Source organism: Paenibacillus sp. ATY16 (genome assembly GCF_003399985.2).
In the GTDB taxonomy this organism is placed as follows: Bacteria; Bacillota; Bacilli; order Paenibacillales; family Paenibacillaceae; genus Pristimantibacillus; species Pristimantibacillus glycanilyticus.
The window spans coordinates 1-25,045 of sequence record NZ_NMOK02000053.1 but is presented as its reverse complement, the minus strand read 5'-3'; the positions used below and the strand labels follow the sequence as shown (position 1 = coordinate 25,045).

At 49.0% G+C, this 25,045-nt stretch carries 21 protein-coding genes and 1 riboswitch; of the genes, 18 read left to right on the top strand and 3 right to left on the bottom strand.

Annotation, left to right across the window (positions count from 1 at the left end; translation table 11 throughout):
* Positions 1-2: 2 nt before the first annotated feature.
* The gene (gene xerS, locus CFI03_RS28240) at positions 3-1,100 is read right to left on the bottom strand and encodes a tyrosine recombinase XerS (protein WP_127491185.1); all 1,098 of its coding nucleotides are present in this window, start codon (positions 1,098-1,100) and stop codon (positions 3-5) included.
* A 232-nt stretch (positions 1,101-1,332) separates the two neighbouring features.
* Between xerS and CFI03_RS28235 the strand changes: the two genes are divergently transcribed.
* From CFI03_RS28235 to CFI03_RS28170, 14 genes are all read left to right on the top strand, one after another.
* Positions 1,333-1,998 carry a cell wall hydrolase gene (locus CFI03_RS28235; RefSeq protein WP_248762477.1) on the top strand — a complete coding sequence of 222 codons (666 nt, stop codon included), beginning with the start codon at positions 1,333-1,335 and terminating at the stop codon, positions 1,996-1,998.
* 216 nt (positions 1,999-2,214) lie between these two features.
* Complete coding sequence (rpiA, locus tag CFI03_RS28230; RefSeq protein ID WP_248762476.1) at positions 2,215-2,889, top strand: ribose-5-phosphate isomerase RpiA; 675 nt, start codon at positions 2,215-2,217, stop codon at positions 2,887-2,889.
* Between the two features lie 31 nt (positions 2,890-2,920).
* A complete protein-coding gene (locus CFI03_RS28225; protein ID WP_248762475.1) occupies positions 2,921-3,673 on the top strand; it encodes a metallophosphoesterase family protein in 753 nt (250 codons plus the stop codon).
* A 95-nt stretch (positions 3,674-3,768) separates the two neighbouring features.
* A riboswitch (cobalamin riboswitch) is annotated at positions 3,769-3,947 on the top strand.
* 157 nt (positions 3,948-4,104) lie between these two features.
* Entirely contained in the window at positions 4,105-8,637 is a 4,533-nt protein-coding gene (locus CFI03_RS28220; protein ID WP_248762474.1) for an S-layer homology domain-containing protein, read from the top strand.
* Between the two features lie 69 nt (positions 8,638-8,706).
* Positions 8,707-9,690, top strand: coding sequence for a DUF4430 domain-containing protein (locus CFI03_RS28215; protein ID WP_248762472.1), 984 nt, complete (start codon positions 8,707-8,709; stop codon positions 9,688-9,690).
* Complete coding sequence (locus CFI03_RS28210) at positions 9,687-10,580, top strand: energy-coupling factor transporter transmembrane component T (protein WP_248762471.1); 894 nt, start codon at positions 9,687-9,689, stop codon at positions 10,578-10,580. The genes CFI03_RS28215 and CFI03_RS28210 overlap by 4 nt, the downstream gene beginning before the upstream one ends.
* Entirely contained in the window at positions 10,553-12,244 is a 1,692-nt protein-coding gene (locus CFI03_RS28205; RefSeq protein WP_248762470.1) for an ABC transporter ATP-binding protein, read from the top strand. The genes CFI03_RS28210 and CFI03_RS28205 overlap by 28 nt, the downstream gene beginning before the upstream one ends.
* Positions 12,226-12,957: an ECF transporter S component gene (locus CFI03_RS28200; RefSeq protein WP_248762469.1), complete on the top strand. Its 732-nt coding sequence runs from the start codon at positions 12,226-12,228 to the stop codon at positions 12,955-12,957. The genes CFI03_RS28205 and CFI03_RS28200 overlap by 19 nt, the downstream gene beginning before the upstream one ends.
* 61 nt (positions 12,958-13,018) lie before the next feature.
* On the top strand, positions 13,019-13,492 hold the full coding sequence (locus CFI03_RS28195; RefSeq protein ID WP_248762468.1) for a GNAT family N-acetyltransferase: 474 nt from the start codon (positions 13,019-13,021) through the stop codon (positions 13,490-13,492).
* 21 nt (positions 13,493-13,513) lie between these two features.
* Positions 13,514-14,140, top strand: a complete 627-nt coding sequence (locus tag CFI03_RS28190) for a LysE family translocator (protein ID WP_248762466.1) — start codon at positions 13,514-13,516, stop codon at positions 14,138-14,140.
* Between the two features lie 96 nt (positions 14,141-14,236).
* On the top strand, positions 14,237-14,770 hold the full coding sequence (locus tag CFI03_RS28185; protein WP_248762465.1) for a YceI family protein: 534 nt from the start codon (positions 14,237-14,239) through the stop codon (positions 14,768-14,770).
* Positions 14,771-14,920: 150 nt separating this feature from the next.
* Positions 14,921-15,145, top strand: a complete 225-nt coding sequence (locus tag CFI03_RS28180) for a cold-inducible protein YdjO-related protein (RefSeq protein WP_085982415.1) — start codon at positions 14,921-14,923, stop codon at positions 15,143-15,145.
* A gap of 79 nt (positions 15,146-15,224) precedes the next feature.
* Complete coding sequence (locus CFI03_RS28175; protein WP_248762464.1) at positions 15,225-17,180, top strand: ATP-dependent DNA helicase; 1,956 nt, start codon at positions 15,225-15,227, stop codon at positions 17,178-17,180.
* A 97-nt stretch (positions 17,181-17,277) separates the two neighbouring features.
* On the top strand, positions 17,278-17,733 hold the full coding sequence (locus CFI03_RS28170) for a GNAT family N-acetyltransferase (RefSeq protein ID WP_127491157.1): 456 nt from the start codon (positions 17,278-17,280) through the stop codon (positions 17,731-17,733).
* A gap of 52 nt (positions 17,734-17,785) precedes the next feature.
* Here CFI03_RS28170 and CFI03_RS28165 read toward each other — a convergent pair whose 3' ends face one another.
* Positions 17,786-18,664 carry a LysR family transcriptional regulator gene (locus tag CFI03_RS28165; RefSeq protein ID WP_127491154.1) on the bottom strand — a complete coding sequence of 293 codons (879 nt, stop codon included), beginning with the start codon at positions 18,662-18,664 and terminating at the stop codon, positions 17,786-17,788.
* A gap of 124 nt (positions 18,665-18,788) precedes the next feature.
* On the opposite strand from CFI03_RS28165, the gene zwf reads away from it, so the two are divergent.
* From zwf to fsa, 3 genes are read left to right on the top strand one after another with little or no spacing between them, the layout of a single operon-like run.
* A complete protein-coding gene (gene zwf, locus CFI03_RS28160; protein ID WP_248762463.1) occupies positions 18,789-20,300 on the top strand; it encodes a glucose-6-phosphate dehydrogenase in 1,512 nt (503 codons plus the stop codon).
* Positions 20,278-22,269, top strand: a complete 1,992-nt coding sequence (gene tkt, locus CFI03_RS28155; RefSeq protein WP_248762462.1) for a transketolase — start codon at positions 20,278-20,280, stop codon at positions 22,267-22,269. The genes zwf and tkt overlap by 23 nt, the downstream gene beginning before the upstream one ends.
* A gap of 25 nt (positions 22,270-22,294) precedes the next feature.
* Positions 22,295-22,963, top strand: a complete 669-nt coding sequence (gene fsa / locus CFI03_RS28150) for a fructose-6-phosphate aldolase (RefSeq protein WP_127491148.1) — start codon at positions 22,295-22,297, stop codon at positions 22,961-22,963.
* Positions 22,964-23,031: 68 nt separating this feature from the next.
* Here fsa and CFI03_RS28145 read toward each other — a convergent pair whose 3' ends face one another.
* On the bottom strand, positions 23,032-23,649 hold the full coding sequence (locus tag CFI03_RS28145) for an NUDIX hydrolase (protein ID WP_248762460.1): 618 nt from the start codon (positions 23,647-23,649) through the stop codon (positions 23,032-23,034).
* Positions 23,650-23,764: 115 nt separating this feature from the next.
* On the opposite strand from CFI03_RS28145, the gene chrA reads away from it, so the two are divergent.
* A complete protein-coding gene (gene chrA, locus CFI03_RS28140; protein ID WP_248762458.1) occupies positions 23,765-24,937 on the top strand; it encodes a chromate efflux transporter in 1,173 nt (390 codons plus the stop codon).
* Positions 24,938-25,045 lie beyond the last annotated feature (108 nt).

The window sequence follows — 25,045 nt, the reverse complement described above, 5'->3', positions numbered from 1 at the left end:
TTTTAATTCGCGGCTTCGCTTGCTTGTTTAATCCGGTCGATCGCTTCCGCCATCGTTTTATCTGTAAGGTGGGCGTAGATTTGGGTCGTCTCGGGAGAGGCGTGCCCAAGCTGCTCCTGGGTCATATAAATATCGTTACGCAGGTAATAATCGGTTGCGAACGAATGGCGGAGCTTATGTACGCTTAAGTAAGGCTTGCCGAATCGCTTCGCATATTTGATTACCATTTCCTGAATGGCGCGTTTGGTCATTCGAGAGCCTTCTTTTTTGCCGTTAGCAATGGCAAGGAAGAGGGCTTTTTCGCGTTTAGGCGCTTTATAATGAGAGTCCCTCATTTGCAAATAAGCCGTTAAATCATCAACCGCTTCCTGGCGGAAATAGACGGGAGTCTTGAACGTGTCGTCATTCTTGCCTTTTCGGTAAACATAGGCGAGCTTCTTTTTCACGTCAATGTCATCGGTATTGAGATTGACGATTTCGGAGACGCGAAGGCCGGAATGAAGAATGAGACTGATAATACAGCTGTCTCTGGTTCTATTCAATTGATAGGAATATAACGCCTGCTTGTTCTCCGCAACATCCTTCTCGTAATCGGCATGAATATAGGCCAGAAATTCGTGAATTTCTTCTTCCTGCAGCAGCTTGCCTTCCAGCTTGGCCGCCGTGTCTTTCGGCTTATGCGTCCGCTTGATCGAGACCTTGGCCATCACGTTCCGCTTCAGCAGCGGATAGAACTCCTCATCCTCGGCGATCTGGCTCAAGTAATGAAAGAGCGACCTTAGAGACGACAGCTTGCGCGTAATGGTCGTTCTGGTATTGCTATGATTCGGATTGGTGGCAAGGAACATCCGAAAGGAATCAATGCTGTCCATATGCAGTCGTTCAAGCTCGATAAGCTGGACATCCTTCACCTTTTCCGCGCTCGATAATCCTTCCGCAATCAGCCATCCCATAAACGTCTCGTAATCTCTGACATACTCCAGCAATGAAGAGGGAGAGAGGTCGGGAAGCTTATAATTGATAAATTTCTCCACATACCAGGGCATCATCGGAACACGCCGGTCGAGCTCCTGCCGATCCTTGATTTTGATCACATTCAATGCTGTTCACCTCGCTTCAAATCTTCCTATATTGTACCAATTCAAGCGATAGGGGACAATCGGAACGATCCAAGCGTAAGGAAAAAGTTAGCTTAGCAAATAAATGTAATTAATGTATTTGGGTTACTATAATTTTTTTTGTATGTTAAACTCGTAAAAAACCTGCCGTTGCATAACAAAATTATTCCAATTAATGATTTATACAAATATTAATAAAATGAGAGGAGTATTAATGTTGATTAATAATCAAATTTATAAATATAGTATTTCCATTATTCTAGCATTTATGATGACGGTCGCCATGCCGCTTCAGGCTGCGAAAGCAGCGGCGCCCGCTACGCTCAGCTATGGCAGCTACGGTCCGGATGTGCCGGATTTACAGTTCCGTCTGAAGACGATGGGCTATTTCGATAATTCGGCGATTACGACGTTTTACGGCAAAATGACGGAAGAGGCCGTTCGTAAATTCCAGGCGGATTACGGACTTAAACCGGATGGTGTAGCGGAGGAGAAAACCTGGACCGAGCTGAAAAAGGTCTCCGCAAATCAGGAAGAGCTCGATCTTCTGGCACGTATCGTTTATGCGGAAGCGCGCGGAGAGTCCTACAAGGGCCAGGTTGCCGTTGCGGCGGTTGTATTAAATCGTCTTGATGCAGACGGCTTCCCGAAAACCATTAAAGGCGTCATCGAACAATCCGGCGCATTTACGGCGGTAGATGACGGCCAATACAAGTTGAAGCCGGATTCTACAGCCTACAAAGCCGCGCTTGATGCGCTTGGCGGCAACGATCCTTCGCAAGGCGCGTTGTATTATTTTAATCCGAAGACGGCTACGTCGAAGTGGATCTGGTCCCGCAAGCAAATTGTTCACATCGGCAATCATATCTTCGCGGTATAAGATTGTTAAGAAGGGCTGTGTACAAAGCTTGCCCGATATCGGCATGGTTTATTTAAAGAAATAATGCGTAAAGGCACATTCCCGCTCGGATCGAGCAGGAATGTGCCTTTTATTTAATAAAGAATATAAACCTGCCCTATATTTCCTAACATTCATAGCTTTGTTATACTAAATATTAAATCCTTTGCACAAATTCTAAATAAATAAGGTGATCTCATGGAATCGAAACGCATTGCAGCAGAAAAAGCAGTTGAACTCGTTAAAGACGGGATGAAAGTAGGACTTGGAACGGGCTCTACCGCCTATTGGGCGATTCAAGCAATTGGCCGTCGGGTGAAAGAAGAAGGGTTATCCATCCAAGCGGTCGCGACTTCGGTTCAATCCGAGCAGCTGGCGAAAGAACTTGGCATTCCGATGATGCCGTTTGCCGATGTCGACGTGCTTGATTTGACGATTGACGGGGCGGATGAAGTAGATCCTGCCCTGCACTTAATCAAAGGCGGAGGCGGCGCTCTGCTCCGCGAGAAGATTGTAGCGGCTGCAAGCAAGCAGCTGATTATTATCGTGGACGAGAGCAAGGACGTGAAGCAGCTCGGCAAATTCCCGCTGCCGGTCGAAATCGTTCCGTTTGCGTTCGAGCTGACGGTGAAGAAGCTTCGCAAGCTGGGCTGCGAACCGAAGCTTCGCAAGAATGGCGATGAGCTGTATGTGACCGATAACGGCAACTATATTGCGGATTGCGAGTTTGGGGCTATTGCGGATCCGGAAGCGCTTCATGATGACCTGAACCGGATTCCCGGCGTTGTGGACAACGGATTGTTTATCCATATGGCAAGCCTTGTTATCGTGGGCTCCGCAGACGGTTCGATCCGGAGCATCACGAAGGAATAAGCCGGCCTAACGAGCAGGAAGGGTGGAGAGCATGAACAAGAGGTTTGCGTTAATAACGGATATCCATGGCAATATGCCTGCGTTAAAAGCGGCCCTTCATGAGATCGACACTTTGCAACAGATCGACTCCATCTATTGCTTGGGGGACATGATCGGTATCGGACCGGATACGAATGAAGTGCTTCATGCGCTTTTCTCCAGGGAGGATGTATCCTTTGTGTCCGGCAATCACGATGAAGCCGTGCTCGCGATTATCAAGGGTGAATCTTATCCGGAAAGCCATTACCATTCGGAACGGCATCATAGGTGGATTGCGGAAAGAATGGACAAGTCGTTTGTCCCGCTGCTGGAACGAATGCCTCGCATGATCCGGACCGAAGCGTACGGCAGAAGGATGCTTTTTACCCATTATCATATTGCGCCTGACAAGTTTAACGATCCGATTAGCAAAGATCCGTTTAGCCCAATCGTTGAGCCAAGCCTATCCAATCTGGAAAAGCTGTTCAACGGTTGCGAAGACGCATTGATTGGATTCGGACATCATCATCCGGTACATTATTTCGTCAGCAAAAGACAAACGTTTGTGAATCCAGGTTCCCTTGGCTGCAACAATAAGTCTACCGCGAGGTACGCGATCGTTACGGTGAGCGAGCAGGGTTTTGAGGTGCAATTGCAGGAGGCGGAATATGATAATTCGGCATTCCTTGCTTCCTACGAAAAGCTGGATGTACCCGACCGGGAGTTTATTTTGCGGGTCTTTCACGGGGATCAGCTGAGAGAATAGGCCTATGGAATTGAAAAATTTAGCATGACAAAACGAAGAATATTCGTTATGATGAGCAAGCAAATTGAATACGAGATAAGTATCAGGTGCCAATGATACCTTCCGCCGGTTAAGGCGATGGTATTGGATTGGTTAAAAGGGAAGTTGGGTGAGAATCCCACGCGGTCCCGCCGCTGTAAGAGACGAGTTTATGCGCATATCCACTGGGCAACCGGGAAGGGTGCATAGGCATTGACGCTCGAGCCAGAATACCTGCCTGATTCTTTTTTACACCGCAATTCTACGAGCGATAGGAGGGTGTTCATTATGCATGCTTATTTTGACATGTTTACTTGACCAAACCCTTCAACTTTCACGAGTTGGAGGGTTTTTTGCTGTGTGGATGGGTAGTTATGCAAGAGAATGAGAGATTTATAGAAAGGGAGCTTGTAATGAAAAAAAATAAATGGTTAGTATGGCTGCTTGTTATAGCGGTAACTTTATCCGTTGCGGCAACGCCAGCCCGTGTGTCTTATGCCGACCCGGCAGATACGCCGGAAGGTTACGTCACGCTGGATGTGGAGAAGTTTACGCTTGGCCAGGGCTATATGAAAGAACCCGTGAAAGTGCCTTTTTATGAAGGGGACAATGGCGCTGCCTTGGTCGACCGTCTTCTTGGGGAAGAGAATTACAAGCATACGGGATCGATCGATAGCGCTTTTTATTTATCCAAAGTAAAAGATAGCGATTCTAGACCGGTTGAGCTTCCAGCTTACCTTACAAAGATGCTGGAAGACAATCATGCGGTGCTTGGCGGCAAAGTGGATGAGAATTGGCTTGGAGAGTTTGACTACACCAATATGTCCGGTTGGATGTTTGCCGTAAATAATGCGTTCCCTCCCGTTGGCTTCTCAAATTATGAGCCGCAAAACGGCGATGTCATCCGTGTTCAATTTACCGTATACGGATACGGAACGGACCTTGGCAGCGAATGGGGAGAAATCCGACTTGCCAACAAGGATGGATTAACGGAAGCGGTAGCTGAAATTAACAGCTCACCTGTCAAACAGGAATTGCTGAATGATGAGAAGATTGGTCCAGCTTACGAACATGCATATGCAACATTACAAAATATTGAAAGTACGCAAGAGGAAGTTAATTCAGCTTTGACAGAGTTGGCAGGAGCTCAGGATACAACTCCTCCTTCCATCACGGTTAATGGATTTGTTAACAATCAGGTCGTAACGGCACAACAGCTTCCGTTCTCGGTATCGGTTACGGATAACGTTCAGCAGACAATCGACCCTGAAGTGAAGCTGAACGGGAACCTGCTGCAACCATCCAGCGGACAATATACGGCTGATCTTGTATCTGGTTTGAATACGATTGTTATCAAAGCGGCGGACGGTGCGGGTAACCAGGCAACGCAGACCTATACGGTTATATACAAGGCAAGTGCTGCAGGCACAGTCAGCCAATACGTTGACCGCAATCTGGCTTATCTATTATCAACGGTAAGCAATCCCGTCTTCGGAACGTTAAACGGCGAGTGGTCAGTCCTAACCTTGGCACGCGGCAACTACCAAGTGCCGGATGGTTACTATGACGCTTATTACAAAAAGGTCGTAGCGGCTGTTCAAGATAAACAAAATGTTTTAGACCCAAATAAATATACCGAGCACTCCAGAGTTATCCTGGCGCTGACCTCGATTGGCAAAGATGTAACGGATGTCGGTGGATACAATCAACTCGAGAAGCTGGCAGATTTCAATAAAGTTATTGCTCAAGGCATAAACGGACCTACCTTTGCCTTGCTGGCACTGGACAGCCACAATTACGCTATTCCTGTCGTAGCAGGAGTAGAAGTTCAGTCCACAAGAGCCAATCTTATTCAATACATGGTTGATAAGGAGATTAAGAAAGGTACCGAAAATGCAGGCGGATGGGGCTTTGGCAGCTTTGTTGACGTGGACCTGACTGCTATGACGCTTCAAGCTTTGGCTCCTTATTATAACAGTAACCCTGATGTCAAATCAGCTGCCGACCGTGCAGTCGCTTGGTTGTCCAAGTCGCAAAGCAGCAATGACGGAGGTTATTCCTCGAGCGAGAGCATTGCGCAGGTCATTGTTGCTCTTAGCGCATTAGGGATCGATTCCAACTCGGATCCCCGCTTTGTGAAGAACGGCCATTCCCTGATTGATGCATTCTTACTCTATGCTTTGCCTGATGGCGGTTTCCGTCATACCAAGACGGGTGGCGTCAACGGAATGGCGACCGATCAAGGTACGTATGCCTTGGTTGCTTATGACCGTTTCCTGAAACAGAAGAAATCGCTTTATGATATGACGGATGTCACGCTATCTACCGAACAACCGGCTAATCCCGGTGACCTGACGCTCCCAGCAGGCAATACGCCGCAAGTAGCGGTTCCGGATGATTCGGCTGATTACCGCATTCCGGTTACATCGGCAGACAGCGGCAAACAAATAGGGATCTCTATTCCTGCCGGTAAAACATCCGGTGTAAAGCTTAGTCTACCACTTAATACCGCGCTGCCGCAGATTGATGCAGTAAAAGGAAATAATTCCATCCTGATTCCGCAAGATACGCAAGTGACATCCGGGGATTCAGCAGGCATTCATTTACTTACTACGTTAAATACTTCCGATTCCGCCTTGCAAAATCAAATTAAGACCATAGTTGCAAGCGGTAAAAAACTGGATCAAGTAGCAGTTGCCTTTTCGATGGGCGGAAGCTCGCGCGTGCAATTTAATCAGTTCGTTACCTTGACGCTTAAAGGGATGAGCGGCAAAAGCGTTGCGTATATCGAGGGCGGCGTTGCCACTTCGATTGCGAAATTCGCCAACGATGCGCTCGGTCAAGCAAGCGGCAAGAATGAATACGCGTACGATAACGGCTCTGATCTGATTATCAAGACGAATCATTTTACGGATTATGTTGCTTTCGCTGAAAGCACGATTGTTGTAGACGGTGGAGGAAGCAATCCTCCGCCAACGAAGTACGTAACCTTATCCGTTGACAAATTGACGATCAACAAGGGTTATACCGTTGCAAACACGAAAGTCGAGCTTCGTTCGGGAGATACAGCATGGAGCGTACTCAAACGGATACTCGACAGCAAAGGTTTGATTTACGAATACGTCTTTACTCCGAAATACAACAGTGTTTATGTTCAGTCCATAGCAGGTGACGGTGAATTTGACCATGGCAGCGGAAGCGGCTGGATGTACAACGTCAATGGCGTTTACCCGAACTATGGCGCAAGTCTTTATGAACTAAAAGACGGGGATAATCTGCAATGGCGTTACACAACGGATCTAGGTATCGATCTTGGAGTTAATCCGGATGATTGGGAAACGCCGGGTGAGAACGGCAACAACAGTGGAGACGACGGAAATACGGATTCAGGAACGGTTGGTACAGGCGGTTCCGGCGGGACAGACACGACTCCGAAATCGGAACTGGAAAAGCTCTATTCCGATGCTTCCCAAATCTCTTTTTGGGCAAAGCAAGCGGTTGAGCTAGCTTCCGAAAAAAGCTTTGTTCAAGGCAGCGGCGGCAAGTTCCATCCGAAAGACTCGGTTACAAGAGCAGAGTTCGCAAAAATGCTCGTATCCATTCTAGCTCTGCCAACAACCGCGCCTGCGGCTAGTTTCACGGATGTAGCCTCGAAAGACTGGTTCGCGCCATATGTCAATGCGGTTGCCCAAGCCGGTTATATGAACGGCTATGAGAAGCATTTTATTCCAAACGCAAGCATAACGCGCGAAGAAATGGCCGTGACGATTGTCCGGGCACTTGGCATGAAAGCGGCACAACCGCAAACCGCAATCAAAGATTTGCAGGCAGCATCGTTATGGGCACAGTCTGATATCGCAACCATCGTAGAAGCAGGCTTGATGACTGGATCGTCCGGCAAATTTGATCCGCAAGCCAAGGTTACCCGCGAAATGGCAGCCGTTGTGGCGATGCGATCTTACGATTATAAACAGGCAGGCAACGCCGGCAGCAGTCCGGTTGACGCAAAGCAGCTGGAAGTTCAGGGTCACCTCAAGACAACGGCTGCCTTCCTGCAAAAGACCGTAACCGATCCGGTGATTGCGAGCGTAGGCGGGGAATGGACGGTTCTGGGGCTGGCGCGTTCCGGCATGCCCGTACCCGACTCCTATTACGCCAACTATTATTCCAACGTTGAACAGACGGTAAAAGAAAAAGAAGGCAAGCTTCATTCGGTGAAGTACACGGAATACGATCGCGTTATTCTGGCTTTAACGGCCATCGGAAAAGACATCCATCATGTAGCCGGTTATGATCTGGCAAAACCTTTGGCGGACTACGAGACCGTAATCAAGCAGGGAATTAACGGACCAATCTTTGCGCTGATTGCATTGGACAGCAAAGGCTACTCGATTCCGGCAGACTCCAGTGTAAAAACACAGACTACCAAAGAGCTCTTGATTGATTTCATCCTTAATCGAGAGATTGCCGGAGGAGGCTGGGCGCTTGGCGAGAAGCCGAGTGAAGCGGACCCGGATATAACGGCAATGGTGCTGCAGGCCTTTGCGCCATACTATAACGCTAATTCAACCGTGAAGGCAGCCGTTGACCGCGGAATAACATGGCTTTCCAATGCACAACAAGCCGATGGCGGTTACGCTAGCGGCGGGGCGGTTAACTCGGAGAGCTCCGCACAAGTCGTTGTCGCATTGACCGCGCTTGGCATTGATCCGCAAACCGATTCCCGTTTTGTGAAAAACGGCCGTAATGTACTGGACGCATTGCTTGGCTACTCGGCAACGGGCGGCGGATTTTATCATGTTAAATCCGGCGGTACCGGTAATGGCGGAGCCCAGCCTGGCGAAGTGGATCTGATGGCAACGGATCAGGCATTTTATGCGCTGGTCGCTTACGACAGGTTCAAAAGCGGAGTTACCCGTCTCTATGACATGACAGACGTGAAATAAGCTTGGCCTCAGCAAGGGCATTCGAATGCCCTTGCTTCGTTATTTCTTCATAAAGAGGTGGGAATTAGAGTGAACAAGAAAAAATGGCTGTCCGCGCTGCTTATCATCGGTGTATTAGCGATTGCCTACTTCTGGGGAGGGGATTACGCAAAGAACCCAACCTCGGAGAGCGCGGCTGCGACCTCGCCGGCAGCTGCGGAAGAGTTTGCATCAACACCATTGCCTAGCAACGCCGCAAAACAAACGCAAGCTGGACCGGAAGAAAATCCGTTAAAGCAAACGGAACCCGATAACCCTCCGGCAAACGCAACCTCTTCCGAGGAGCCGGCAGCTACGGGACTAGAGCAGTCTCCATCGACTGAAAAGCCGCCTGCTTCGAATTCGGACAGCGGTCATGCCTCGGAGACCGTTAAGCCGGCAGGTGAACCTAAACCTTCGCCAACTCCTTCGGAATCGGCTAAACCCGCCGGCAACGGGACGGGGTCTGAGAAGGGGGCAGAAGCGACTCCGGCAACAAAACCTCCGGCTGCTTCGCCTGAAGAGACGAAGGATAAATATCAGACGGATCCGGTTCCATCGGGAAAGCCAAAGCCGGTTGAGTGGCAGGATGCAAAGATCGACAAAAAGAAGCCGCTCACCGTTACGCTGTCGGTGTCCGCCGCAACGATATTAAACAATCTGGACAGCTTCAACAAAGATAAACTTGAAGTTTTACCGAAGGACGGCGTTATTTATCCGAAGCAGAAAGTTACCTTTTATGAAGGCGAGTCGGTCTTTGACGTCCTTCTCCGGGAAATGAAGAAGAACAAGATTCATATGGAGTTTGAGATGACTCCGATTTATAACAGCAACTATGTCGAAGGTATTCAAAATATTTACGAATTCGACTGCGGGGAGCTTAGCGGTTGGATGTATAAAGTGAACGGCTGGTTTCCTAACTATGGAGCGAGCAGGTACGCCTTGAAAGACGGCGATGTTGTGGAGTGGGTATACACTTGCGATCTTGGACGCGATGTCGGCGGCTATTCCGCGGGAGCAGGGGTTAAGTCATGAACCAAAGCGGATTTGCCGGTTATCATCCATTAATAAACTTTATTTATTTTACAGCTGTATTGCTCTTTGGCATGTTCTTCATGCATCCCGTTATGCAAGGCATCGCGCTGGTTAGCGCCTCTGTTTATTCCATTCTGCTGAGAGGCAAGGGAGCGGTGCGGTTCCAGCTGTTTTTTATGCTTCCGTTGCTGCTTTTTACTGCAATTATAAACCCGGCTTTTAATCATGCGGGCGTTACGATCCTTTTTTATTTAAAAAGCGGTAATCCGGTTACGCTCGAATCCATCCTGTACGGGATTTCATCCGCCTGCCTATTTGCGACCGTCTTAATTTGGTTCTCCTGCTACAACGCGGTTATGACCTCGGATAAATTTATCTACTTATTCGGCAAGCTGATCCCGGCCATGTCCCTCATTTTATCCATGGTGTTGAGATTTGTTCCAAGATACAAGGAACAGATCAAGCGGATTTCTTATGCCCAGAGAAGCGTAGGCAAAGACGTATCGCAAGGGAACATCCTTCAGAGAGCCAGGAACGGACTGAAACTCTTATCGATTATGACAACCTGGGCGCTGGAAAATGCAATAGAGACGGCTGATTCGATGAAATCGAGGGGCTACGGGCTGCCTAACCGAACCAGTTATTCGCTTTATAGGTTTGATAACCGGGATATACGATTTATGGCCGTTATGCTCAGCCTGATTGTCATGATCTTGATTGGCGAAGCGAACGGGTTGAATTCGATGAGGTTTTTTCCTTCTATTAAAGCAGCGGCTATTACACCGTTTAGCTTTGTGATCTATGCGGCTTATTTGAGCTTGTGTATGCTACCGGTTATTCAACATACGATGGAGGCAATCAAGTGGAGATCTATAACATCCAAAATGTAAGCTTTACGTTTCCGCTGCAGGAAAGGCAGGCTTTGCAGGCTATACATTTAACGGTTCAGAGCGGCGAGTTTGTCACGATTGGCGGGAAATCCGGCAGCGGAAAAAGCACTTTGCTGCGTCAACTCAAGCCAGTCCTGACTCCTCATGGGAAGCGGGACGGCAGTATCGCATTCCGCGGTGAGCCCATTCAAGAACTGGACCAGCGTTCGCAAGCTTCCGAAATCGGCTTTGTCCAACAAAATCCCGATAATGGCGTTGTTACCGATAAAGTATGGCATGAGCTGGCTTTTGGGCTCGAAAGCTTGGGCTTTGATCAACAGACTATTCGGCTTCGCGTAGCGGAGATGGCCAGCTTTTTCGGAATCCAGACCTGGTTCCATAAACCGGTTTCGGAGCTGTCAGGCGGTCAGAAGCAGCTGCTTAATCTTGCCTCCATTATGGCCATGCATCCGTCGGTGCTGCTTCTAGACGAACCAACTTCACAGCTTGATCCGATTGCCGCAGCCGATTTTATCGAAACCTTGCGTAAAATCAACCAGGAGCTTGGTACGACAATTATAATGACCGAGCATCGGCTCGAAGAAGTGCTTCCGGTATCGGATCGGTTCATTGTCATGGATGACGGCAGGATCATTGTAGATGAGCATCCCCGTAAAGCAGGGGAGGCCTTGTGGCAGATGAATCATCCGATGTTTACAGCTATGCCGTCGCCTGCGCAGATTTACGCCGGACTAGCAAGTGACTCTTCTTATCCGGTAACTGTAAAGGAAGGCCGTCTGTGGTTAGACAGCTACATCATGGGAAAACCGCTCATCCGCGAAACAGCACCCATTACTGGGGGATCTGTTGTTCCTGCTTCTTCATCAGCAGCCAAACACTCAGCCATCCGATTCAAGGATGTATGGTTCAAATACGAGAAAAATGGCCCTGATATTATTAAAGACTTGTCTATTGAAGTGAAGGAAGGACAATTCTATTGTTTAGTTGGCGGTAACGGAACGGGGAAGACGACTGCTCTATCTCTGGCCGGAGGGCTCTACCAGCCCTATCGCGGCAAGGTCTATATCGGAGGGGAAAATGTAGCATCGATGAAGGCTGCAGAGCTGTATCGGAACAATCTGGCTTACCTTCCGCAAAATCCGCAGCATCTGTTCGTGAAGAAGACGGTTGAGCAAGATTTATTCGAAATGCTGTCCGATTCCGTAATGACGAAGGAGGAGAAGGCAAGCAAAGTTCAGTCGGTATGCGAGTTTCTTGAACTGCAACCGCTCCTAGCCATGCATCCCTATGATCTCAGCGGAGGGGAGCAGCAAAGAGCGGCATTAGCGAAGGTATTGCTGCTTGAGCCCCGGATCCTTCTATTGGATGAGCCTACGAAAGGGCTCGACAGCTTTTTCAAGACTAAGCTTGCTTCCTACTTGAAGCAGTTGAATGCAGCCGGCGTTACGATTATGATGGTCTCCCATGATATCGAATTTTGCGCCAAATATGCGGATGTATGCGCCATGTTCTTTGACGGCGGCATCACATCAAGCGGGCAAGCGAAGAACTTTTTCGCCGGAAACAGCTTCTATACGACAGCCGCGAACCGTATGGCGCGTCATGTCTGGCGACATGCGGTAACGGCAGAGGATGTGATTGAGCTATGCAGGAACAAGGGATAGAAGAAGCGCGAAGCCGGTTCGGCAAGCGAACGCTAATCACCGCAATTCTCATTGTTATTGTGATCCCGGCAACCATTCTGCTTGGAGTATTTGCCCTGGATGACCGAAAGTATTATTTTATAAGTCTGCTGATTATTCTCTATACGATGCTTCCGTTTGTTATGGTGTTCGAGCGGAGAAAGCCGCAAGCGAGGGAGATGATCATTATTGCCGTATTATCTGCTATTGCCGTAGCGGGCAGAGCAGCGTTTTTTATGCTCCCCCAATTTAAGCCGGTCGTGGCGATTGTCATTATTGCAGGAGTGAGCTTTGGTCCGGAGGCAGGGTTTCTGGTCGGGGCGACTTCAGGCTTCGTCTCGAACTTCTTCTTCGGGCAAGGACCGTGGACCCCCTGGCAAATGTTTTGCTTCGGCATCATTGGTTTCATTGCGGGTCTCCTGTTCAGAAAGGGCTGGATGAGGACGAATAAGCTTACGTTATGTTTATTTGGCGGACTAGCGACTTTCGTCGTATACGGAGGAATCATTAATATCGGCTCGATGCTGATGTTTACGCCTTCTTTTTCTCGAGAAGCTTTGATCGCAAACTATGCCTCAGGATTCTGGTTTGATATCATCCATGCTGCGGCAACCGTCATTTTTCTATTTATACTTGCTAAGCCGATGCTGGAAAAGCTGGAGAGGATAAAGGTGAAGTATGGCTTATATGAGTAATGAATCAGAAAAAACAATGCTATAATAGGAATGCTTTGGGATTATTAAAGGGGGTATTGTCTTGCTTACGTTTCGCGACAGCACGCAAGAAGATTTTAAGAGAATTGCCGCTTTTCCTGCCAATGCCTCGGAAGCCTTTTATATGTTTCCGAAAGGAACGTTTCCGATCGATCCGGAGAAACTATACGAGGTGTCGTTAACCAGAAGAGTGCCAACGGTAATTGAATATAACGGCGAGCCGGCCGGGTACTCCAATCTATACGATGTAGAAGAAGGCAACAGCGGATGGCTCGGCAATGTCATCATCAGCTCGCAATTCCGCCGTATTGGGGCGGCGAGGTTTTTAATCCAGACGATGCTGAAACGGGCTAAAGAAGAGCTTGGACTAAGAGAATTGAACTTGATCTGCCACAGTACAAATACAAAAGCTCTGCTTATGTATAATCAATTCGGGTTTAAACCATACGACTTAAAAGTGTTAAAGAATGAGGAAGACATCGAGATTGCAGGAATTCTAATGAGGATAACCCTGTAAAACAGGAGTGGAACAATCAGCATGAGTATGTGGAGCGGGGTCCTTGTAGGTTTGTCAATTGCAGCCCCTGTTGGGCCGATTGGCGTGTTGTGTATGAAAAGAACGATCAACCAAGGCCGATGGTATGGTGTCTTGTCCGGGCTAGGAGCGGCTTCCGCGGATGCCGTATACGGGCTCATTGCCGCGGTTGGATTTACGGCGCTAACGAATATACTGCTTGACCAGCGTATGTGGATTCAATTTATTGGCGGCTTGTTTCTATGTTACTTAGGTTATCAATCGGTCCGGGCTTTACCGCATAGCGGGAAAGAGCTTCAGTTAAATAACGGACTGGCGAGAGCTTATTTGACAACATTCCTTCTGACTCTGACAAACCCAATGACGATCTTATCGTTTGCGGCTATCTTTGCGGGCATCCAGCATTCCGCGCAATCAACAACAGGGGACTCGCTCCTGCTTGTGTTGGGAATCTTCCTTGGCTCCACGTTGTGGTGGCTTCTTCTCGCCGGTCTGGTAGGGATAATCCGAACGGCTCTGAATGCAAAGGCCATGAGATGGATTAACGTAATATCCGGTGTTGTTTTGCTTGTTTTAGGTGTATGGTCTTTGGTATCGGCATTTCCGTTCTGGCAGTTAGGAAATCGTTGACAATGGATTATTTTTCCGATAATATCGTTATTAGGTATATATTATTAATTTAATAAAAATTAGTAAGTTAATAATGATGACTCGGAGGGAATATTCATGGCAAATTCGAAATGGATAGTAGACTTCACGCACAGCAGCGTAGATTTCACCATTAAGCACATGATGATCGCAAAGGTTAAAGGCACCTTCCACAAATTCGAGGCAGAGATCGATGCCGATCCTGCGGATCTGACGACGGCGGCTATCAGCTTCGCGGTTGATCTGAGCAGCATTGATACACGCAACGCGGATCGTGACAATCATTTGCGTACCGGCGACTTTTTCGATATTGCCCAGTTCCCTGAATTGACATTTAAATCTACCAACATCGTGAAGACCGATGATGATGAATATGAAGTGACAGGTGATGTCAGCCTTCATGGCGTCACTCGTTCGGAAACCTTCTCCGTTACCTTTGAAGGAGCGGGTAAAGACCCGTGGGGCAATGAGAAGGCCGGCTTCAGCGGCAAAGGCTCCATTAAGCGCAGCGATTACGGATTGACCTATAATGCGGCACTGGAAACAGGCGGCGTATTGATTGGCGACGAAGTGAAAATTTCCATTGAAATTGAAGTAGGAAAACAAGCGTAAATTTGCCTGAATATTGATGAATAATTCACCCCATCCAGGGGTGAATTTTTTCTTTCGAAAAAACGGCCTAGCCCCTTTGACTTAGGAGCTATGGAAGTGATATATTAATCGAAGTTTGTTTTTACGCGTTAAGGAAAGGATGCAAAAAAAGTGGCTACAAGCGAAGACATCACGAAACCAAAACTAATACCAACCAAAATTTTGAAATGTAAAAATCCAGATTGCAAAGCATGGATTCGGGATGAAATGGCTGCCGAAGAACAATTGTGTCCAATGTGCAAGGGACCGATGGGACGAAGCATGAAGCACTTGCCGGCTCTTCAGAAGAAAGCAAAGCCGAAGCCGCGCAAGCCAAAGTCGGAATTTGACTTTTAGTACTTAATTTACGGGGGAATAGCCAAACGGCTGCGTCAGGGAACGCAGCCGTTTGTGCTTTATGGAGGAAGGAAAATAAGTGAGCAATCATTATCCATTTGAGTTCGATCCCAAGCTGCCATTCATTCAGCAGGCAAGCGACTGGATTGCGGATGTCTTTTACGAACAGCTGCCGGAAGCGGGCTTTGAGGTTCGCGATGAGCAGATCTATATGGCTTTTCAGCTTGAAAGGGCTTATGCCGAGAGGCAAACGATATTTGCGGAAGCGGGAGTCGGAACGGGGAAAACCCTTGCTTATCTGCTCTATGCCATCAGCTACGCCCGTTACACCAGAAAGCCGGCTATCATCGCATGCGCCGACGAATCCCTGATCGAGCAGTTAGTAAAGCCGGAAGGGGATATCGCCAAGCTGGCCCAATACCTGGAGTTTACGATTGATGCCCGACTCGGGAAATCGCCCGATCAATATATTTGTTTGAATAAACTCGACGATGCGAGAGCGGCTTTAGATGAGGACGCGGAGGTTTTCGATGAGATTTTCCGAGAGTTGCCTTCATTTGTCCATAAGCCGGAGACGATGCAAAGCTTCCATCCCTACGGCAACCGCAAAGACTACCCGTCATTAAACGACGGACAATGGTCCAAGCTGGGCTGGGATGTGTTTCAGGATTGTCTGGTTTGCGACCGGAGACATCGCTGCGGCCAGACCTTATCCCGCGATCACTACCGGAAAGCTGCCGATCTGATCATATGCTCGCATGACTTCTACATGGAACATGTATGGACCTACGAGGCACGCAAGCGCGAAGGTCAGCTTCCGCTCCTGCCTGAGCATAGCTCGGTCGTCTTTGACGAAGGACATCTGCTTGAGACCGCGGCTCAGAAGGCGTTAACGTATAAGCTGAACCATGCGGTATTCGAGAGCATTATTACGCGCCTTTTGCAGGATGAGATTCGGGAAACGCTCGCGCTCGCGGTAGAGGATGCGATTGTCCAAAGCGATCATTTATTCGCGCTTATCGCTCGCAACAGCAAGGCTGTACCGGCTTCCAGCCGGAAGGAAGTGCTCTGGAGCCCGGAACTGGTCCGCGAGGTGAACCGTCTGCAGGACATGCTGGCTTCCATAGAGGAAGAGCTTGTGTTCGAAAGCGGCTTGTTTACGATCGATGATTACCAGCTCAAAATTGTGGAAGAGCATATCGAAATGATTCAATTTGCCTTGTCTCTGTTCAAGCGCGAAGAGAAGCCGATCAGTTGGGCTTCGGAGGATAAGGATGGTCTTACTCTAGTAATCATGCCAAGATGGGTCAAGGAAGTGCTTAAGGAGCAGGTGTTTTCGAAGAAAATGCCTATCGTCTTCTCTTCGGCAACCTTGTCCGTCGGAGGAGCATTTGATTATATCAAAGAAAGCTTGGGGATTGAGCAGGCGTTATCCTTCTCGGTGCCTTCCCCATACGAATATGAGGAACAGATGCAGGTGCATATGCCTGGCGGATCGGTAGCCGAGCTGAGCTGGACGGATAAGATGAAAGCTGCCGTGAAGCTCTTGGAGCAAAAAGGCGGACGTACGTTATTCCTGTTCCCTTCCACGGAGGAGCTGGAACTTTTCCGGAAGGAAGCGGATAACTTTGGCCTTACGGACAGCTACCGGTTCTTATTCGAGGGTTCGGCTGAAATCAGCCATCTCATTGCCGAATTCCAGAATGACGAGACAAGCGTGCTCTGCGCGGTCACTTTGTGGGAAGGACTGGACATACCGGGCCCATCCTTGTCGCAGGTGATCCTGTGGTCGCTGCCGTTCCCTCCTAATGATCCGGTCTTTGAAGCGAGGCGCAGCGATTCCGCGAATCCGTTTGCTGATGTAGACATGCCGTACATGCTCCTGCGGCTAAGGCAGGGCATAGGCCGCCTAATCCGCGCCCGCGATGACCGAGGCACGGTTGTTATTTTCGGCCGGGAGCTGAATGACGAAGCTGTACGCAAGCAGGTGCTTCATGTATTGCCTGAGGGTGTTAAGGTTGAGCATTTAATTTAAAATGAAATGGTTGAAGCCAAGAAGAGCCTGGTGCTTTTCTTGGCTTTTCTATATTACAATAGAATTTATAAGTTTCAGCTAGGAGAGGAAAATGACAATGATTCAATTCATAAGAGTCGCTGCTGACCATGCTGATTTCCGCGAGTTGATTAAGTTGCTCGATAAGGATCTTTGGAGCCGATACCCGGACACGCAGCAGTTTTTTGATGAGCATAATCAAGTCAAGCTGGATGCCAATGCCGTCGTGGCTTACCTGAATGACGTACCGGTTGGCTGCGGCTGTTACAGGGAGGCCGGGGACGAGCATACCGTTGAGATCAAGCGCATGTTTGTCAAGGAGGAAGCAAGGGGCAGAGGAATCGCACAGCGAATCGTGAAAGAGCTGGAGCTATGGGCATCCGAGGAAGGGAAGCGGGATGCGCTCCTCGAGACGGGGACGGGACAGCCGGAAGCGATTTCGTTGTACAAGAAATTGGGCTATGTCCAGGTTGCCAACTATGGGCCTTATGTCGGCAGCGAAGAAAGCGTATGTATGGGGAAAAAGCTGAGTTAATAAGAGGCGGGTACAAAAGAGCCAAGAACCATTCGTTCTTGGCTCTTTCTTATTATTTTATCTGCTCGATAAACCGCTTGGCTGCGCTGGACAGCGGCATATTCCGCATGTTCATCATTCCGATGTGGGATGGAGGAAGCGGAATGTCGAGCTGGATCTCGAACAAGGAGCCTTCCGCAAGCTCCTTCGCGACAAACTCGCGGGTAACATACGAGATCCCGAGACCTCTGCGCGCGAACTCGATCAGCAGATCGACGCTGCCGACCTCAATTTCCGGCTTGATCGTGTAACCGTAGCTCTGGAAAATCTCTGTGATCGTCATACGAGCCCGGCTGTTGCGGGAGAATAGAATGATGGGATACTGAAGCAGGGTGTTTAGGGACAAGACCCTGTTTTTCAGATCGTTATAAACCGCCCCGGCCACAAAGCAATCCTGAAGCTGAAAGCTTTCCTTGACTTCAAGCTGGGGATCCACGATGGGCATGCGGACAACTCCAAGATCTATTTTGCCCTCTTTCAGAAAAGTAATCACTTCCGGCGTCGTGCCATGGTTCAAATGCAGCTTGATGCCGGGATATTTCTTGATGAAATCCTCCAGGTAAGGGAGCAGATAATGTTTAAACAAGGAATCGCTGCCGCCAATTCGAAGCTCGCCGTTGTCCAAATTTTTAAGCGCAATCATTTTCTCTTCGGCCATGTTGATCAAGATCTGGGACTGCTCGATATAGGAGTACAAAATCGTGCCTTCCTGGGTTAGGGCAACCCCCTTGGAATTGCGGAAAAACAGCGTCAGACCAAAGCTTTCCTCGAGTTGCTTGATCGCATGGCTAACGCTTGGCTGAGTAAGGTAGAGTACTTTTGCAGCCTGGGTCAAACTGCCCGTTTTGGCAGCCCAATAAAACACTTTGTATAGTTCATAGTTATTAGTCATAGACGTGGTCGATAGCTCCTGTAAAATATATTAATTACTTGTATGGCTCCTAATCGTATTATAGTGGAATTACAGAAAAATAAAACAGAAGCTTCTCAAAAGTTCTGTTGGAGGGAGAGCAACCATGGAACCAGTAACGTTTGTTTTATTTGGTGCTACCGGCGATTTAGCCAAAAGAAAAATATATCCTGCCTTATACAATTTATTCGTTGACGGAAAGCTTCCGGAGGCTTTTTCCCTTATTGGTCTAGGGAGACGGGATTGGACCGACGAGTTCTTCCAATCGAATATCGAACAGTCTCTCCGCCAGTTCTCAAGACGCGAGATTCAAGATCAGGCTTTAATGCAATCCTTCATTCGCAAATTCCGCTATACGGTGCTCGATATCGGCCGTACGGATGATTATAAGAAATTGCTGGGTATTATCGAGGAGCGTGAAAGTGCGCTTCAGCTTCAGCCCAACCGGATGTTCTATTTATCGGTAGGTCCGGAGTACTTCACGACCATCGCTTCGAATATTGCGGAGAGCGGTCTTGGCTCGGCTGCAGGCTGGAAACGCCTGGTCATCGAAAAGCCGTTCGGCCATGATCTGCAATCGGCCCGCGATCTGAACGAGCAGCTCGGCAAATCTTTTGCCGAAGAAGAAATTTTCCGAATTGATCACTATCTGGGCAAACCAATGGTTCAGAACCTTGAAGTTCTGGAATCCGCTAACCCGATCATTCAAGCTCTGTGGAGCAACCGATATATAGCAAATGTACAAATCACGGCAAGCGAAACGGTTGGTGTCGAAGAACGCGCGGGGTATTACGATCATGTAGGCGCCGTTAGAGACATGTTCCAGAACCATATGCTTCAAATGCTGATGATGCTCGCGATTCATCTGCCGCATAACAGCTCGCCGGGGGATGTAAGGAAGCACAAGAAACAGGTTATGGAAGCCCTGATTCCTTTGTCGAAATCGGAGGTAAGCGCGAATGTCATTCGCGGACAATATACTTCCGGTTCGATCGGAGGCAATCCGGTAAAAGGCTACCGCTCCGAGCCCGGCATTGGCGCCGGCTCCATGAACGACACTTACATTGCGGCGAAGCTGCAAGTGGATGATTATTTCTGGCGCGGAGTACCGTTCTATATCCGGACCGGTAAAAGGCTAAGCGAGAAATCAACCCGCATTGTGGTGGAGTTCAAGGAAGCATTGCATCAAGCATCAACGGTTGCGCTTGGCGGAGCGCCTAATCTTCTTCTGATTGAGATCAACCCTAACGAAGGCATTATGCTTCAGCTCAATACGAAGGAGAACGGCGAACTGAAGCCGGTTCAGATCCAGCTGCATGAGAGCAGCAAGGATATTCCCGAGGCTTACGAGAACCTGATCTTCGATGCGCTTGTCGGAAATCCGACCTTCTTCGCGCATTGGGATGAGGTGGAGCTTGCCTGGGCTTGGGTGCAGCCGATTCTGGATGCATTCCAGGAGAATCTGGTTCCGCTCGCATCTTATGAAGCGGGCTCCAATGGACCGGCGGAAGCTGACGCTTTGCTGGCCGAAGACGGCTTCCATTGGTGGTTTGATTCGAAGGAAAATACAGAAACGAAACGGAAGGATGAAGAATATGCTTACCAAACTGGACATTGATCAATTATCCATCGATACGATCCGTACTTTGTCGATCGATGCAATCAACGCCGCGAATTCCGGTCATCCGGGGCTGCCGATGGGGGCGGCTCCAATGGCATACGCCCTGTGGGGCAAGCATTTGTCCCATAACCCCGCGAATGCCAAATGGTTCAACCGCGACCGCTTTGTTTTATCGGCTGGTCATGGCTCCGCCTTGCTGTACAGTCTTTTGCATTTGACGGGGTACCAAGTTTCCATCGAGGATTTGAAGCAATTCCGCAAGCTCAACAGCAAGACGCCTGGACATCCTGAATTCGGTCATACGGACGGCGTTGACGCGACAACGGGGCCTCTTGGTCAAGGGATCGCGAACGCGGTTGGCATGGCGATGGCCGAAGCGCATCTGGCTGCGAAATACAACCAGGAAGGCTTCCCGGTTGTTGATCATTATACGTATGCTCTTGTTGGAGACGGCTGCTTGATGGAAGGTATTTCCTATGAGGCAATGTCGATGGCCGGACACATGAAGCTGGGCAAACTAGTCGTACTGTACGATTCGAATGATATTTCCCTCGACGGCGAGCTTAATCTGTCATTTGGGGAAAATGTTCGCAAGAGAGCGGAATCTGCTGGATGGGAATACTTGCGCGTAGAGGATGGCAATGATCTTGCGGCTATTTCCGAAGCGCTTGAAAAAGCGAAGCAAAACGCTTCCCAACCAACAATCATCGAGGTACGTACGATCATTGGTTACGGCAGTAAAGCTGCGGGTACTAATAAAGTACACGGCAATCCGCTTGGCAAGGAAGAAGCGGTGGCTACAAAAGCGGTTTACGGCTGGAAGTATGAAGAAGAGTTTACGGTACCGGAAGAAGTGAAAGCTCATTTTGCCGAACTGAAAGGGCAAGGTGCTGCGAAAGAAGCGGCTTGGAACGAGCTGGTTGCTTCGTACACGGCTCAATATCCGGAGCAAGGCAGCGAGTTTGGTCAAGTACTGAATGGCACCTTTAAGCTCGATGCGGCTGACATTCTGACCTTCGACACCTCGAAATCGATCTCGACTCGCGTGGCGAGCGGCGAAGCGATTAATCATTTCGTGAAAATCGTTCCTTCGATCTTTGGCGGCAGCGCCGACCTGTCCCATTCGACGATGACGGATATCCGCGGCGAAGGCAAGTTTGCGGTTGACTCCTACGCTGGCCGCAACGTTTACTTCGGCGTACGCGAGCATGCAATGGGTGCGGCAGGCAACGGTATGGCGCTTCATGGCGGCATAAAACCTTTCGTTAGTACGTTCTTTGTATTCAGCGATTATCTGCGTCCGTCCATTCGCCTTGCCGCGCTGCAGAAGCTGCCTGTCACTTACGTGTTCACGCATGACTCCATCGCGGTTGGGGAAGACGGTCCTACTCATGAACCTGTCGAGCAGCTCGCGGCACTCCGCACGATTCCTGGTCTGACGGTTATCCGTCCTTCCGATGCGAACGAGACGGCTAGCGCATGGGCTTACGCGTTGCAGCAGCAGGATGGTCCGGTAGCCCTGATCCTCAGCAGACAGAACCTGCCGATCTACGAAGAAACGAAAGCTAACGTGGAAGACGTGGCAAAAGGCGCCTACGTCCTGACGGAGACAAACAGCCAGCCTGACGTCATCCTGATTGGTACAGGCTCCGAGGTATCCCTTGCCGTTGACGCGAAGAAAGAGCTCGAGCAAGAGAATATTTCGGTTCGCGTTGTGGCTATGCCGAGCCGTGAGCTGTTCGATCGCCAGTCCGAAGCGTACAAGCAAAGCGTACTTCCCGATGCGGTAACGAAACGGATTACGATTGAAGCAGGCATCTCGCTTGGCTGGGACCGTTATGCCGGTAAAGAGGGCAAAATAATGTCCATCGATACGTTTGGCGCTTCCGGCCCTGGAACTGCTGTTATGGAATACTTTGGATTCAGCACGAAAAACGTAGTAAAATTAGCTAAGGAATTTAACTAATAATATTATTCGGAGGTTGTTAATAATGAAATTATTCATCGATACAGCAAACTTGGAAGATATTAAGAAAGCCTACAAAATTGGCGTATTGTCCGGCGTAACGACAAACCCGTCGCTAGTTGCCAAAGAAGGCGTTAAGTTCGAAGACCGTATTGCTGAAATTTTGCGCGAAGTACCCGAAGTTGAATCGGTATCTGCGGAAGTAACGCCAGATGCGCTGACAGCGGAAGAGATGATTGCGCAAGCCGACGAGCTCATTAAAATTAACAATTACGATAAAAATATTACAATCAAGCTGCCTATGACTTTGGCTGGTCTTGAAGCTTGCCGTTACCTGACGAAAAAAGGGGTTAAAACAAACGTAACCCTGATCTTCACGGTTAACCAAGCGCTTCTTGCCGCACGCGCAGGCGCCACTTATGTATCTCCGTTCCTTGGCCGCCTGGACGATATCTCCGAAGATGGCGTTCAATTAGTTGCGAAAGTGGCTGAACTGTTCCGCGTTCATAACCTGGATGCGCAAATTATCGCGGCATCTGTCCGCCACCCTGACCATGTTACTCGCGTAGCAATGGCTGGCGCACACATCGCAACGGTTCCGTTCTCGGTAATCGAGCAGATCTCGAAACATCCGTTGACGGATCAAGGCATGGACAAATTTGCTGCAGACTGGAAAAAGACGACTCAACAGTAATCCATATAAATGGAAACACGCCGATCCCCGAGGATCGGCGTGTTTTTCATTTCATGGTAGAGAAACGGTTAATCAACGATAACTTCTTTATTCGGGTTGTGGAGATACTCGAACATCAGTTGGACCTGTTCAAGCGTATTCCGTTCGATGGAGAGCTCAGGCAGCTCATCGATGCCGAAGAAACCGACATCGCTGGTTTCCACGCCTGCCGCGGCTTCGCCGCCAATGATCTCGCAAAGAATAAACATTTTATAGACATGATAGGGACTTGGCGGATGGTTATGAAATTTCTTGTCGAGTACGGCGAGCAGTCGAATGGCAGCGGTATCGAAACCGGCTTCCTCCTGCGTTTCTTTTACGGCGATTTCCTTAGGGGAATAACCGATGTCACTCCAGCCGCCAGGCATAGACCAACCGCCGTCTATTTTTTCCTGGACTAATAGGATCTTGTTATCGCGGAACACGACCGCACGGATATCGGTTTTTGGCGTGGTATACCCCTTGTCGCTTGCGAAAGCAAGGGCGATCTGCTCATGGCTGACGGACGTATATTCGGCTAAGATTTCAATGCTCATCTGACGCAATGCTTCATAACGCTCAATATCATAAACGTCTTTTGCGTATGTTAATCCGGTTTGCGCAATAGCTTGCATTTGTTTAGTCCACTCTAACCATTTTGGTTCCATTTCGGGAAAACCCACTTTCTATTTATAGTTTTTACGTTAAAAAATTGTAAATGAGATTAACGGCTTGCCATTATACTTATATAATAAATGAAAAACCCGGAGAGGAACAATCGACTTGAAGCCTTTATTAGAAGTACTGGTCGTTTCTTTTAAGCTTGGATGCACTTCATTTGGCGGTCCTACCGCGCATCTTGGTTATTTTCACAATGAGTATGTAAAGCGTCGACGCTGGATGGATGAACGCAGTTATGCCGATCTTGTTGCCTTAGCGCAGTTCCTGCCCGGTCCTGCGAGCAGCCAGGTTGGGATTGGGATAGGCATCTTGCGGGCAGGGTGGCTTGGAGGAGTAGCTGCGTGGATCGGGTTTACGATGCCTTCGGTTATCCTTCTTATCTTGTTTGCTCTGCTTATGCAAGGTTTCGATATCGGAAATTCCGGCTGGATTCACGGGCTCAAAATTGTAGCGGTTGCAATCGTTGCCCAAGCGGTATTAAGTATGGGGCAAAAGCTTGCGCCGGATCGTAACCGGGCAACTCTGGCTATTTTGGCTGCGGCTATCACTTTATTATGGCAGACTGCCATAAGCCAGATTCTTATCCTCCTGGCGGCCGGTGGAATCGGTTATCTATTGTATAGACAAGCCCAAGGAACGGAAGCTAGCGCTACAGTATCGGTGCCCATCGGCAGAAGGGCAGGAATGCTCTGCCTGGTGCTTTTTCTAAGTATGCTCATAGGTTTGCCGATTGTAAGGCAGCTCGTTGGAGGAGAGGGATTGCTCTCCTTGTTCGAGAGCTTCTATCGCTCAGGTTCGCTCGTCTTTGGCGGCGGTCATGTGGTACTGCCGTTGCTGGAGCGGGAAGTGGTACCGACGGGTTGGATGAGCAAAGCAGATTTCCTGGCCGGATACGGTGCAGCGCAAGCCGTTCCCGGACCGCTGTTCACAATAGCGGCATACCTCGGTGCGATGATAAGCGGCGTAAAGGGAGCGTTAGTGGCAACGGTAGCGATTTTCCTGCCTGCTTTTCTGCTTATGGCAGGAGCGTTGCCGTTCTGGAGTATTCTTCGGCACAATGCGAAGGTGCAAGGCGCACTGGTAGGCATCAATGCGGCCGTAGTAGGCATCTTGCTTGCAGCGCTCTACAATCCGTTATGGATTACTGCCGTGCAGGAGCCGCAGGATTTTGTGCTTGCCTTATTGCTGTTCGGAATGCTTGTCTACTGGAAGCTGCCGCCTTGGCTGGTTGTCCTTGCGGGGCTGGCGGGAGGATGGCTGCTGGGGTATATTTAGAGAAGATTCCGCCGTTTATTTTCAAGCAGGAAGAGTATGATACGGAAATTAAAAAATTATTCCTTTGATTAGTGTGCAAGGGGCCGTCTCAAAAGGTGATCGCTCAAT